The organism is Agromyces sp. NPDC055661 (assembly GCF_053618135.1).
In genome coordinates, this window is record NZ_JBSHHC010000001.1 from 1,335,536 (window position 1) to 1,347,472 (window position 11,937).

At 71.8% G+C, this 11,937-nt stretch carries 11 protein-coding genes; 10 read left to right on the top strand and 1 reads right to left on the bottom strand.

Annotated features, from left to right (window positions below):
• Positions 1-14 precede the first annotated feature (14 nt).
• From ACWGO8_RS06075 to ACWGO8_RS06085, 3 genes are read left to right on the top strand one after another with little or no spacing between them, the layout of a single operon-like run.
• Positions 15-947, top strand: coding sequence for an ATP-binding cassette domain-containing protein (locus ACWGO8_RS06075; protein ID WP_452042206.1), 933 nt, complete (start codon positions 15-17; stop codon positions 945-947).
• Entirely contained in the window at positions 944-2,566 is a 1,623-nt protein-coding gene (locus ACWGO8_RS06080; RefSeq protein WP_452042207.1) for an ABC transporter permease, read from the top strand. The genes ACWGO8_RS06075 and ACWGO8_RS06080 overlap by 4 nt, the downstream gene beginning before the upstream one ends.
• A gap of 27 nt (positions 2,567-2,593) precedes the next feature.
• Positions 2,594-3,061, top strand: coding sequence for a GbsR/MarR family transcriptional regulator (locus ACWGO8_RS06085; RefSeq protein ID WP_376955653.1), 468 nt, complete (start codon positions 2,594-2,596; stop codon positions 3,059-3,061).
• Here ACWGO8_RS06085 and ACWGO8_RS06090 read toward each other — a convergent pair whose 3' ends face one another.
• Positions 3,062-3,457, bottom strand: coding sequence for a hypothetical protein (locus tag ACWGO8_RS06090; protein ID WP_452042208.1), 396 nt, complete (start codon positions 3,455-3,457; stop codon positions 3,062-3,064). It lies immediately after the preceding gene.
• Between the two features lie 159 nt (positions 3,458-3,616).
• Here ACWGO8_RS06090 and ACWGO8_RS06095 point away from each other — a divergent pair, with 159 nt between their 5' ends.
• The 7 genes from ACWGO8_RS06095 to ACWGO8_RS06125 all read left to right on the top strand — a co-directional run bounded on the left by ACWGO8_RS06095 (position 3,617) and on the right by ACWGO8_RS06125 (position 11,657).
• Positions 3,617-3,766 carry a hypothetical protein gene (locus ACWGO8_RS06095; RefSeq protein WP_452042209.1) on the top strand — a complete coding sequence of 50 codons (150 nt, stop codon included), beginning with the start codon at positions 3,617-3,619 and terminating at the stop codon, positions 3,764-3,766.
• Positions 3,763-3,852, top strand: coding sequence for a potassium-transporting ATPase subunit F (locus ACWGO8_RS06100; RefSeq protein WP_376952574.1), 90 nt, complete (start codon positions 3,763-3,765; stop codon positions 3,850-3,852). Before ACWGO8_RS06095 ends, ACWGO8_RS06100 begins: the two co-directional genes overlap by 4 nt.
• Entirely contained in the window at positions 3,852-5,525 is a 1,674-nt protein-coding gene (gene kdpA, locus ACWGO8_RS06105; protein ID WP_452042210.1) for a potassium-transporting ATPase subunit KdpA, read from the top strand. The genes ACWGO8_RS06100 and kdpA overlap by 1 nt, the downstream gene beginning before the upstream one ends.
• A gap of 51 nt (positions 5,526-5,576) precedes the next feature.
• Positions 5,577-7,694 (top strand): potassium-transporting ATPase subunit KdpB, encoded by a 2,118-nt coding sequence (gene kdpB / locus ACWGO8_RS06110; RefSeq protein WP_452043525.1) that lies wholly within the window; start codon positions 5,577-5,579, stop codon positions 7,692-7,694.
• A 128-nt stretch (positions 7,695-7,822) separates the two neighbouring features.
• Positions 7,823-8,434 (top strand): potassium-transporting ATPase subunit KdpC, encoded by a 612-nt coding sequence (gene kdpC, locus ACWGO8_RS06115; RefSeq protein ID WP_452042211.1) that lies wholly within the window; start codon positions 7,823-7,825, stop codon positions 8,432-8,434.
• A gap of 5 nt (positions 8,435-8,439) precedes the next feature.
• On the top strand, positions 8,440-10,923 hold the full coding sequence (locus ACWGO8_RS06120; RefSeq protein ID WP_452042212.1) for an ATP-binding protein: 2,484 nt from the start codon (positions 8,440-8,442) through the stop codon (positions 10,921-10,923).
• Positions 10,920-11,657 (top strand): response regulator, encoded by a 738-nt coding sequence (locus tag ACWGO8_RS06125; RefSeq protein ID WP_452042213.1) that lies wholly within the window; start codon positions 10,920-10,922, stop codon positions 11,655-11,657. Before ACWGO8_RS06120 ends, ACWGO8_RS06125 begins: the two co-directional genes overlap by 4 nt.
• Positions 11,658-11,937: the final 280 nt, after the last annotated feature.

The following is an 11,937-nucleotide window of genomic DNA, read 5'->3' on the forward strand; positions in this document are numbered from 1 at the left end:
GTAGCATCGCGCTCATGACCACCGTGATCAGCACCCGAGGCCTCGAGAAGCGCTTCGGGCGCACCATCGCCCTCGACGGCCTCGACTTCTCCGTCGACGCCGGCGAGATCCACGGCTTCCTCGGCCCGAACGGAGCCGGGAAGTCCACCACCATCCGCATCCTGCTCGGGCTCGCCCGGGCGTCCAGCGGCGAGGCGACCCTCTTCGGGCGCGACCCTTGGGCGGATGCCGCAGACCTGCACAAGCGCGTCGCATATGTGCCCGGCGACGTCGCGATCTGGCCGAACTTCACCGGCGGCGAGGCGATCGACCTGCTCACACGGCTGCGCGGCGGCATGACCGACAAGGCCGCCTATCGCGAGCGCAAACAGCGCCTGCTCGACGTGTTCCAGCTCGACCCGCGCAAGAAGGGCCGCGCCTACTCGAAGGGCAACCGCCAGAAGGTCGCCCTCGTGGCCGCGTTCGCCACGCCCGCCGACCTCTACGTGCTCGACGAGCCGACGAGCGGCCTCGACCCGCTGATGGAGCAGGTGTTCAACCGCGAGATCGACCACGTCGCCCGCGAAGGCGCCACCGTGCTGCTGTCGAGCCACATCCTCTCCGAGGTCGAGGCGCTCTGCGACCGGGTGACGATCATCCGCGCCGGCAAGGTCGTCGAAAGCGGCACACTCGCCGAGCTCCGCCACCTGACCCGCACCGAGATCGCGTTCGTCCACGATCCGGCCAAGGAGGCCGGCGTCACGGCGCTGCCCGACACGCACGACCTCGTCATCGACGAGGGGCGCGTGCGCTTCACGGTCGACAGCGACCGGGTGGCCGACGTGCTCCCCGACCTCGGCCGGCTCGGGGTGCAGGGCCTCACGGTCGCGCCGCCCTCGCTCGAGGACCTCTTCCTGCGCCACTACGGCGACGAGCTCGCCCCGGTCGAGGAGGAGGCACGGGCGTGACCAGGCTCATGGTGCTGCTTCGGCAGCGCATCCGTCGCGACCGCCTGCAGCTCGCGCTCTGGATCGTCGGCATCGCCGTGCTCGCGTACGCGTCCATGACCGCGGTGTTCGACACCTACGGCGAGGAGCAGGACCGCAAGGAGATCCTCGGCGTCGCGATCGCGACCCGCACCATCCTCGTCTTCCGCGGCACGCCGAACGGCGTCGACGACGGCGCGTTCGCCTTCTTCCTGCTCTTCGCGTGGCTCGCCCTGATGGGCGGCCTGATGAGCACCTTCCTCGCGGTGCGGCACACCCGGAAGGAAGAGGAGGAGGGACGCGCGGAGGCCGTCGCCGCCACGCCGGCCGGGCGCATCCTGCCGACGACCGCGACGGTCGTGCACGGCGTGCTCGCCAACGTGGTGCTCGGGCTGCTCCTGGCGCTCGCCCTCATCGCGAGCGGCCTCGAGCCGGGCGGCTCGTTCGTCTGGGGCGTCGCGATCATGGTCTCGGGCTTCGCGTTCCTGGCGTTCGGGCTGTTCGCCGCCCAGCTCTTCCGCACCTCTCGCGCGGCGAACAGCCTGTCGGTGACCTTCGTGCTCGCGGCATACCTGCTGCGCGGCATCGGCGATGCGGCGGGAACCCCGTCGGAGGACCTGCTGCACGTCACGCCGGCGTGGCCGAGCTGGCTGTCGCCGATCGGCTACGGGCAGTTCACCGGCGCCTACGTCGAGAACGACCTCACGCCGCTGCTCATCCCACTGGCCTTCGCCGCGGCGCTCGTCGGGGTCGTCTTCGCGCTGCAGTCGGTCCGCGACCAAGGTGCGAGCCTGCTGGCCGGGCGGGCCGGCCGGGCGAACGCCGGGCCGGTGCTGTCGAGCTCGTTCGGGCTCGCGTGGCGCCTCAACATCCCGATCCTGCTGTCATGGACGGCGGGCGGCATCGCCACGGGCCTCCTCGCGACCTCGCTCTCGCCCGTCGTGAACCAGGCCGCGACCGACGCGCCGCAGGTCCTCGAGATCCTGCGCCGCGCGATCGGCTCGGAGGCATCCATCGAGGAGACCTTCGTCGCCCTGTTCTACTCCATCGTGGGGATCCTCGCCGCGTGCTGCGCGGTGCAGGTGGGCATCCGCGCCCGGCAGGAGGAGGTGCACGGCACCGCAGAGCTCGTGCTGGGCACGCCCGTGCCGCGGCTGCGCTGGCTGCTCGAGTACTGGATCGTCGGCGTGATCGTGATCGCCATCGTGCTCGCGGCGTCGGCACTCGCGGGCATCGCGGGCGCGGGCAGCGCGGCCGATCCGGAGTCGCTCATCCCGGCCGTGCTCGAGGCCGCCCTCGCCCAGCTGCCGGCGTGCCTCGTGTTCCTCGGGCTCACGCTGCTCGTCTTCGCCTTCGTGCCGCGCGCGACCATCCCCGTCGGCTGGACCGTCGTCGGCGTCGCGGCGATCCTGGGCGTCTGGGGACCGATCCTGCAGGCCCCCGACTGGGTCATCGACCTCTCGCCGTTCCATCATTCCCCCGTCCCGGCGGGTGGGGAGACGGACTGGACGGGAGGCTTCTGGATGCTCGCCATCGGCCTCGCGGCGGGTGCCGTCGCGGTGTGGTCGATGCGGCGGCGTGAGCTGGCGTCGGGCGGGTGAGCACCGGGCGGATGGGAGACTGAGCGGATGCCACGCGACGAACAGGGCCTGAAGGCCGCGGTCGAGCAGTCGGCCGCGGTCCTCACCGCGGCCGGCTTCCCGAGGATGCCCGCGCGCGTGCTCATGGCCCTGCTCGTCGCGGAGGCGGGCGGCCTCACCGCGTCGGAGCTCGGCGAACGGCTCGGCGTGAGCGCCGCCGCGATCTCGGGTGCGGTGCGCTACCTCTCGCAGATCGGCATCCTCCACCGAGTGCCGCAGGCGGGCAGTCGCCGTGACCGCTGGGAGTTCCTCGACGACGCCTGGTACACGGCGCTCATGGCGAAGAGCCCGGTCTACGGAGTGATCGCCGACCTCGGCGATCGTGCCGCCGACGCGATCGGCGACGAGACGGATGCCGGCGCGGCACGCGCCCGGGAGATGGCGCGATTCTACCGCTTCATCGATGCACGGATGCCCGATCTCATGCGCGAGTGGGAGGAACTGCGCGAGCGCTGATCAGGCGGTGAACATCAGCACGAGGCCGACGACGCCGGCGACCACGGCGATGCCGATCAGGATGAGCCCCACGTTCCGGATGATGCGACGGCCGGGCGGCGACTCGTGCAGGCGCAGGCGGTCGGGCTCGCGCTCCTTGAAGTAGGCGGGCTCCTCCTCGGGATGCCGCACGTGCGCGCGTTCCTCGTCGCTGAGTCGGCGCTGGTGGAACGCGCCCTCGGCGAACCAGCGGATGGTCGCGCCGTGCTCCTGGTCGATCACGACCGCCTCCGTGGGAAGCCATCGGCCGTCGGCGAGGCGGATGAGCAGCGCGAGCAGGAGGCAGACGAGACCGCCGCCGAGGGCGATCCACCCGATCACCTCGGCGACGACCGAGACGACCTCCGACGCATCCATGGAGCACACGGTAGCGGACGCGGCCCTCCCCGGTGGTCGAGTAGCGCCCGGCGCTGCTCGACCGACGGACGCATTCGCACGCCGTCAGGATGCGGTCGGGAGCCGTTAGGGCTCCGTGAGGATCGGCGCCCACGCGGCATCCGCGGTGTTGCATCGAGCGTGCAGCCGAAGCCGCTGCCCGCCGCCGCGCTCGCGGCCCGCGTCATCCCCGATCCTGGAGTCCCCGTGCTGGACCTCGTCTACGTCGTCGTCATCATCGCGACGTTCGCGCTCATCGGCCTCATCGCGAAGGGGGTCGAGAAGCTGTGATCGTCTTCGAGCTCCTCGCCGCCGCGCTGGGCGCCGCCGCCGTCGCGTACCTCGTGTACGCCCTCATCAAGCCCGAGCGGTTCTGATGGGCGTGCTCTTCGCCGTCCTCCAGGCGGCCACCCTCGTCCTGATCCTCGCCGTGCTGTACCGCCCGCTCGGCGACTGGATGGCGCGCATCTACACGTCCGACCGCGACTGGAGGATCGAGCGCGGGCTGTATCGCCTCGTGGGCGTCGATCCGCGATCGGAGCAGTCGTGGCCGGCGTACCTGCGCGGCGTCCTCGCGTTCAGCGTGATCGGCGTGCTCTTCGTCTACGTGCTGCAGCGCACCCAGCAGTGGCTCCCGTACTCGCTCGGCCTCCCGGCCGTGCCCGAGGGGCTCTCGTTCAACACCGCGGCGTCGTTCGTCACGAACACGAACTGGCAGTCGTACTCCCCCGAGCTCACGATGGGCTACACGGTGCAGCTCGCCGGGCTCGCGGTGCAGAACTTCGTGTCCGCCGCGGTCGGCATCGCCGTCGCGGTCGCGCTCGTGCGCGGCTTCGCACGGCGCCGCTCGGGCACGATCGGCAACTTCTGGGTCGACCTGTTCCGCGGGTCGTTCCGGCTGCTCCTCCCGCTCGCGCTCGTCGGCGCGATCGTGCTGCTCGTCGGCGGCGTGATCCAGAACTTCAACGGGTTCACCGAGGTGACGACACTCGCCGGGAACACGCAGCACCTGCCGGGCGGCAGCGTCGCGTCGCAGGAGGCGATCAAGGAGCTCGGCACGAACGGCGGCGGCTTCTTCAACGTGAACTCCGCGCACCCGTTCGAGAACCCGACCGCGTGGACGAGCCTGTTCCAGAACGTGCTCATGCTCGCGATCCCGTTCGCGCTGCCGCGCACGTTCGGCCGTATGGTCGGTTCGAACCGGCAGGGCTACGCGATCCTCGCGGTCATGGCCTCGCTGTTCGTGATCTCGCTCGTCGTGGTGAGCGCGCTCGAGGCGGCCGGGAACGGCACCGCCCCGCAGCTCGCGGGCGGCGCGATGGAGGGCAAGGAGCAGCGCTTCGGAATCTTCGGCACCGCGCTGTTCGGCTCGACCTCGACGCTGACCTCGACCGGCGCGGTGAACGGCATGTTCGACTCGTACACGGCGCTCGGCGGCATGATGCCGATGCTCAACATGATGCTCGGCGAGGTCGCCCCGGGCGGCGTCGGATCCGGTCTCTACGGCCTGCTCGTGCTCGCCGTCATCGCGGTGTTCATCGCGGGGCTGCTCGTGGGACGGACGCCCGAGTACCTGGGCAAGAAGATCGGCCCGCGCGAGATCAAGCTCGCGAGCCTCTCCATCCTCGTCACGCCGTTCCTCGTGCTCGCCGGCACCGCGCTGTCGTTCGCGATCCCCGGCGTGCGCGAGGACGTCGAGTCGACGTCGATCTGGAACCCCGGAGTGCACGGCATGTCCGAGGTGCTGTACGCCTTCACCTCCGCGTCGAACAACAACGGCTCGGCCTTCGCGGGCCTCACCGCGAACACGCCGTGGTTCAACACCGCGCTCGGCGTCGCGATGCTGCTCGGCCGGTTCGTGCCGATCGTGCTGGTGCTCGCGCTGGCCGGCAGCCTCGCGGCCCAGGACAAGGTCCCGGCGACCGCCGGCACCCTCCCGACGTATCGCCCCCAGTTCGTCGGGCTGCTGGCCGGCGTGACGATCCTCGTCACCGCACTCACCTATTTCCCCGTTCTCACGCTGGGTCCCCTGGCGGAAGGGCTGAACTGATCCATGTCCTCGCAGACCATTTCCGAGATGACCGGCCACACCCCGCGGCCGATGGGCTCGCCGTCGAAGCGCCCGGTGGGCGGATTCGGCCCCGGGCAGCTCGTCCGGGCCGTTCCCGGCGCACTCCGCAAGCTCGATCCGCGCGAGATGTGGCACAACCCCGTCATGTTCATCGTCGAGGTCGGCGCCGCGCTCACCACGGCGCTCGCGATCGCCGAGCCGTTCCTCGGTGGGCCGGGGGCCTCCGGCGGCACCGAGGTGCCGGGCTCGTTCACGTGGGCGATCGCCGCCTGGCTCTGGATCACCGTGGTCTTCGCGAACCTCGCGGAGGCGGTGGCGGAGGGCCGCGGCAAGGCGCAGGCCGACACGTTGCGCCGGACGCGCACCTCGACGGTCGCGTACCTCGTGACGGGGTACGACGAGGTGTCGGATGCCGCGGCCGAGCGCACGCCGCTCAGCGACGTCTCATCGGCCGACCTCCGGCTCGGTGACATCGTCGTCGTCTCGGCGGGCGAACCGATCCCGGGCGACGGCGACATCGTCCAGGGCATCGCGTCGGTGGACGAGTCGGCGATCACCGGCGAGTCCGCCCCGGTCGTCCGCGAGTCCGGCGGCGATCGCTCCGCCGTCACGGGCGGCACCCGCGTGCTCTCCGACCGGATCGTGGTGCGCATTACCTCGAAGCCCGGCGAGACGTTCGTCGACCGGATGATCGCGCTCGTCGAGGGCGCGTCGCGCCAGAAGACGCCGAACGAGATCGCGCTGAACATCCTGCTCGCGAGCCTCTCGATCGTCTTCGTGGTCGTCGTGCTCACGCTGAACCCGATCGCGTCCTACGCGGCGGCGCCGGCGAGCATCCCGGTGCTCATCGCCCTGCTCGTCTGCCTCATCCCGACGACGATCGGCGCGCTGCTCTCGGCGATCGGCATCGCCGGCATGGACCGGCTCGTGCAGCGCAACGTGCTCGCGATGTCGGGCCGTGCGGTCGAGGCCGCCGGTGACGTCACGACCCTGCTCCTCGACAAGACGGGCACCATCACGCACGGCAACCGCCGCGCGAGCGAGTTCGTCCCGATGCCGGGGGTGGCCGACCACGAGCTGGTGCGGGCGGCGGCACTCGCGTCGCTGGCCGACCCGACCCCCGAGGGCAGCTCGATCGTCGACCTGGCGGCGGCTCGCGGCATCCGCTTCACGGAGGCGCCAGCCGGCGAGGTCGTGCCGTTCACTGCGCAGACCCGCATGTCGGGCCTCGACCTCGCCGACGGGTCGATCGTCCGCAAGGGCGCCGGCTCGGCGGTCGTCGCGTGGGTCGAGGAGCGCGGTCGGATCCCCTCCAGCGAGCACGAGGAGCTCGACCGCCGAGTGGACGCGATCTCGACCGACGGCGGCACCCCGCTGGTCGTCGCGCAGCGGTCGGCCGGCGGGTCGACCCGCATCCTCGGCGTCGTCCACCTGAAGGACATCGTCAAGGATGGGCTCGTCGATCGGTTCCGCGAGCTCCGGCAGATGGGCATCCGCACCGTGATGATCACGGGCGACAACCCGCTCACGGCGAAGGCCATCGCCGCGGAGGCCGGCGTCGACGACTACCTCGCCGAGGCGACGCCCGAGGACAAGCTCGCCCTGATCAGGCGAGCGCAGGAGGGTGGTGACCTGGTCGCGATGACCGGCGACGGCACGAACGACGCGCCGGCGCTCGCGCAGGCCGACGTCGGCGTGGCGATGAACTCGGGCACGTCGGCCGCGAAGGAGGCCGGCAACATGGTCGACCTCGACTCCGACCCGACGAAGCTCATCGAGATCGTCGCCATCGGCAAGCAGCTGCTGATCACGCGGGGGGCGCTCACCACGTTCTCGATCGCGAACGACGTCGCGAAGTACTTCGCGATCATCCCGGCGATGTTCGCCGGCGTGTTCCCGGGCCTGCAGGCGCTGAACCTCATGCAGCTGCACTCCCCCGCCTCGGCGGTGCTGTCGGCGATCATCTTCAACGCGATCATCATCGTGCTCCTGATCCCGCTCGCACTCCGCGGCGTGAAGTACCGACCGCTCGGGGCATCCGCCGTGCTGAACCGCAACCTGCTCGTCTACGGCCTCGGCGGGATCGTCGCCCCGTTCATCGGCATCTGGCTCATCGACCTGGTCGTCCGCCTCATTCCCGGCTTCTGAGTTGATTGCGCGCCGGTCCCCGCCCGGCGCGCCGCAGTCGGCCCCCAGCCGGGAAAGCCCGGCACCGAACAAGTCGGCGCCTCGAAGAGCGGCCCACCAACCGATCCATCTCGAAAGGACCAATGCACATGAGCACCACGCGCACCACGATGCGGACCCACTGGGTCGCGATCCGCGCCATGCTCCTCTTCACGCTCGTGCTGGGCGTCGCGTACACGCTCGTCGTGACCGCGATCGGCCAGTTCGCGATCCCCGCACAGGCCAACGGCTCCGTCGTGCGGAACGCCGACGGCGACGTCGTCGGCTCCGCGCTCATCGGCCAGTCGTTCACGGATGCCGCGGGCGACCCGCTCCCCGAGTGGTTCCAGCCCCGCCCGTCGGCCGCCGGCGACGGGTACGACGCCGGCGCGTCGAGCGGCAGCAACCTCGGACCCGAGAACCCCGACCTCGTCGCCGCGATCGAGGATCGCAGGGCCCAGGTCGCCGGGTTCGACGGCGTCGCCGAGTCCGACGTCCCCGTCGACGCGGTGACCGCGTCGGGCTCGGGCCTGGACCCGCACATCAGCCCCGAGTACGCGCTGCAGCAGGTCGCGCGGGTCGCGGCCGCACGCGGGCTCGACGAAGCGGACGTGCGCGCGCTGGTCGAGTCGCGCATCCAACCGCGCGACCTCGGGTACCTCGGCGAGCCGACGGTGAACGTGCTCGGGCTCAACCTCGCGCTCTCGCAGGTGGGAGACTGACGCACATGAAGAGGGGGCGGCTGCGGGTGCTCCTCGGCGCCGCGCCCGGCGTCGGCAAGACCTACACCATGCTCGAGGAGGGTCGGCGCCTGCGCGACGAGGGCCGCGACGTCGTCGTGGCCTTCGTCGAGACGCACGGGCGCGCGGCCACGGCGGCCATGGTCGACGGACTCGAGGTCGTCCCGCGCCGTCACGAGGAGCACCGCGGCCTCGCGCTCGAGGAGATGGACGTGGACGCCGTGCTGGCGCGCGAGCCCGAGATCGCCCTGGTCGACGAGCTCGCCCACACCAATGCGCCCGGCTCGCGGCATCCGAAGCGCTGGCAGGACGTCGAGGACCTGCTCGCGGCCGGCATCGACGTGATCTCGACCGTGAACACGCAGCACATCGAGTCGCTCGGCGACGTCGTGCTCGAGATCACGGGCGCGCAGCAGCGCGAGACGATCCCCGACGCGGTGCTGCGCGCCGCCGACCAGGTCGAGGTCGTCGACCTCGCCCCGCAGGCCCTGCGCGACCGCCTCGCCGGCGGGCTCGTCTACCCGGCCGAGCGCATCGACGCGGCGCTGTCGAACTACTTCCGGCTCGGCAACCTCACCGCGCTGCGCGAGCTCGCGCTGCTCTGGCTCGCCGACGAGGTGGACCAGGCGCTCAAGGCGTATCGCGCCCAGCACGGCATCACGGGCAAGTGGGAGGCCCGCGAGCGGGTCGTCGTCGCCCTCACCGGCGGCCCCGAGGGCGAGACGCTGCTGCGCCGCGGCGCACGCATCGCCGCGCGCAGCTCGGGCGGCCAGCTCCTGGCGGTGCACGTGACCGCCCCCGACGGGCTCCGCACGCGGCACCCCGAAGCGCTCGACCGGCAGCGTGCGCTCGTCGAGCAGCTCGGCGGCACGTTCCACCAGGTGGTCGGCGAAGACGTCCCCCGCGCGCTCGTCGACTTCGCCAGGGCATCGGATGCCACGCAGCTCGTCCTCGGCGTGAGCCGCCGATCGCGACTCGCCGCCGCCTTCACCGGGCCGGGCATCGGCGCGACGGTGATCCGCGAGTCGGGCGACATCGACGTGCACATCGTGACGCACGCCGCGGCGGGGTCGGGCTTCTCGCTGCCGCGCCTCGGCGGCGCGCTCAGCCGCACGCGGCTCGTCGCCGGCTTCGCGATCGCCCTCGTCTTCGGGCCGCTGGTCAGCTGGGTGCTCACGCTGTTCCACACGGAGTCGTCCATCACGAGCGACGTGCTCGCCTACCAGCTGCTGGTCATCGTGGTCGCCCTCGTGGGCGGGCTCTGGCCCGCGCTCTTCGCGGCCGTGCTCTCGGGCCTCACGCTGAACTACCTCTTCATCCAGCCGCTCTACACGCTGACGATCGCCGAGCCGCGGCAGCTGCTCGCGCTCGTCTTCTACGTCGCGAACGCCCTGCTCGTGAGCCTCGTGGTCGACCAGGCCGCACGGCGCACCCGCGAGGCGAGGCGAGCAGCGGCCGAGTCGCAGCTGCTCGCCACCATCTCGGGCAGCGTGCTGCGCGGCGAGGACGCACTGCAGGCCATGGTCACGCAGACCCGCGAAGCGTTCGGCCTGAGCGGCGTGCGCCTCCTCGTCGACGGCGAGCCACGGGTGACCGACGGCGAGCCCGCGGACCACGACCGGGTGAGCACGATCCCGATCGGCACGCACGGCGTGCTCGAGCTGCACGGCGGCGACCTCGAGGCATCCGAGCGCCGACTGCTGCAGGTCATCGCGACGCAGCTCGACGCGGCCATCGAGCACGGCGCGCTCGCCTCGGCCGCCGAGGCCGCCGACGAGCTCGCCGAGACCGACCGGGTGCGCTCCGCGCTGCTCGCCGCGGTCGGGCACGACCTGCGCCGACCCCTCACCTCGGCGTCGGCCGCCGTGAGCGCCCTCCGCTCGCCCGACGTGACGCTGCCGCCCGAGCAGCGCGCCGAGCTGCTCGACACCGCCGCCGAGAGCCTCGACGCGCTGGCCGACCTGGTGACGAACCTCCTCGACGTGAGCCGCCTGCAGGCGGGCGCGCTCGCCGTCACGCTCGGTCCGACGGATGTCGCGGACGTCGTGTTCCCCGCGCTGGACGAGCTCGAGCTCGGGCCCGCCGAGGTGGAGCTCGACCTCGCCGATGACCTGCGTCCGATGCTCGCCGACGCCGGACTGCTGCAGCGCGTCGTCGTGAACCTCCTCGCGAACGCCGTGCGGCACTCCCCCGACGGCGAGCGCGTGCGGGTCGCCGCGAGCACCTTCCGCGGCCGCACCGAGCTGCGCGTCGTCGACCGCGGCCCGGGCATCCCGCCCGAGCGCCGCGACGAGGTCTTCACCCCGTTCCAGCGCCTCGGCGACACCGACAACGAGACCGGCCTCGGCCTCGGCCTCGCCCTCTCGAAGGGCTTCGTCGAGGGCATGGACGGATCGCTCGAGGTCGAGGACACCCCGGGCGGCGGCCTGACCATGGTCGTCACGCTCCCGACCGCCGAGGAGGCCGCATGAAGATCCTCGTCGCCGACGACGACGCCCAGCTGCAGCGCGCCCTGCGCATCACGCTCGCCTCGCGCGGCTACGACGTGGTGGCGGCGCGCGACGGCGCCGAGGCGATCGAGCTCGCAGCGAGCGCGCATCCCGACCTCCTGCTGCTCGACCTCGGCATGCCGAACGTCGACGGCATGGACGTGATCCGGGCGGTGCGCGCGTGGTCGAACGTGCCGATCCTCGTGCTCTCGGGACGCACCGACTCGGCCGAGAAGGTCGAGGCGCTCGACGCCGGCGCCGACGACTACGTGACGAAGCCGTTCGCGATGGACGAGCTGCTCGCCCGCATCCGGGCGAGGGCCCGGGCGACGAACAGCGCCGAATCGGATGCCGCGACGATCGCGATCGGCGACCTGGTCGTCGACCTGGCGGCGAAGACGATCCGGAGGGCGGGCGGGCCCGGCGGCCCCGGCGGCGACGGGGCAGGAGCCGGCGGCCCCGGCGGCGACGGCCCCGCGGCATCCGTGCGCCTGACCCCCACGGAGTGGCGCCTGCTGGAGCTCTTCCTGCGCAACCCGGGCAGGCTGCTCACGCGGGAGATGCTGCTCTCGGACGTGTGGGGTCCGTACCACCGGAACGACGCTGGCTACCTGCGGCTCTACGTCGCGCAGCTGCGCCGCAAGCTCGAGCCGGTGCCTTCCGAGCCGCGGCACTTCCTCAACGAGCCGGGTCTGGGCTACCGCTTCGAGCCGTAGCGCGACCGGTGTGCTGCAGTCCCGACGGCGAGCGCGCAGCGTTCCTGCGGTGTCAGCCGCCCCTTCGCGCTGGGGCGGGAGTATCTCCGCGCAGAACCGGTAAACCCGTCGACTTGTCGACGTGCCGATTCGTCCACATGTCGATTTGTAGATTTGTAGATTTGTCGACGAATCGACCGAAATCGCGGAGGGGAACACCGCCGGCGACGCGCGCTCGAAGACGAGCGAACGGCGCAGCCCTGCACGGACCGCATCCCACTGCGCCGAGCACCTCGCCGTC

Bases quoted from the DNA above. Each gene is read 5' to 3' on its own strand.
- ACWGO8_RS06075 (WP_452042206.1), top strand. From the start codon at position 15: ATGACCACCGTGATCAGCACCCGAGGCCTCGAGAAGCGCTTCGGGCGC.
- ACWGO8_RS06085 (WP_376955653.1), top strand. From the start codon at position 2,594: ATGCCACGCGACGAACAGGGCCTGAAGGCCGCGGTCGAGCAGTCGGCC.
- ACWGO8_RS06090 (WP_452042208.1), bottom strand. From the start codon at position 3,457: ATGGATGCGTCGGAGGTCGTCTCGGTCGTCGCCGAGGTGATCGGGTGG.
- kdpA (WP_452042210.1), top strand. From the start codon at position 3,852: ATGGGCGTGCTCTTCGCCGTCCTCCAGGCGGCCACCCTCGTCCTGATC.
- kdpB (WP_452043525.1), top strand. From the start codon at position 5,577: ATGGGCTCGCCGTCGAAGCGCCCGGTGGGCGGATTCGGCCCCGGGCAG.
- kdpC (WP_452042211.1), top strand. From the start codon at position 7,823: ATGAGCACCACGCGCACCACGATGCGGACCCACTGGGTCGCGATCCGC.
- ACWGO8_RS06120 (WP_452042212.1), top strand. From the start codon at position 8,440: ATGAAGAGGGGGCGGCTGCGGGTGCTCCTCGGCGCCGCGCCCGGCGTC.
- ACWGO8_RS06125 (WP_452042213.1), top strand. From the start codon at position 10,920: ATGAAGATCCTCGTCGCCGACGACGACGCCCAGCTGCAGCGCGCCCTG.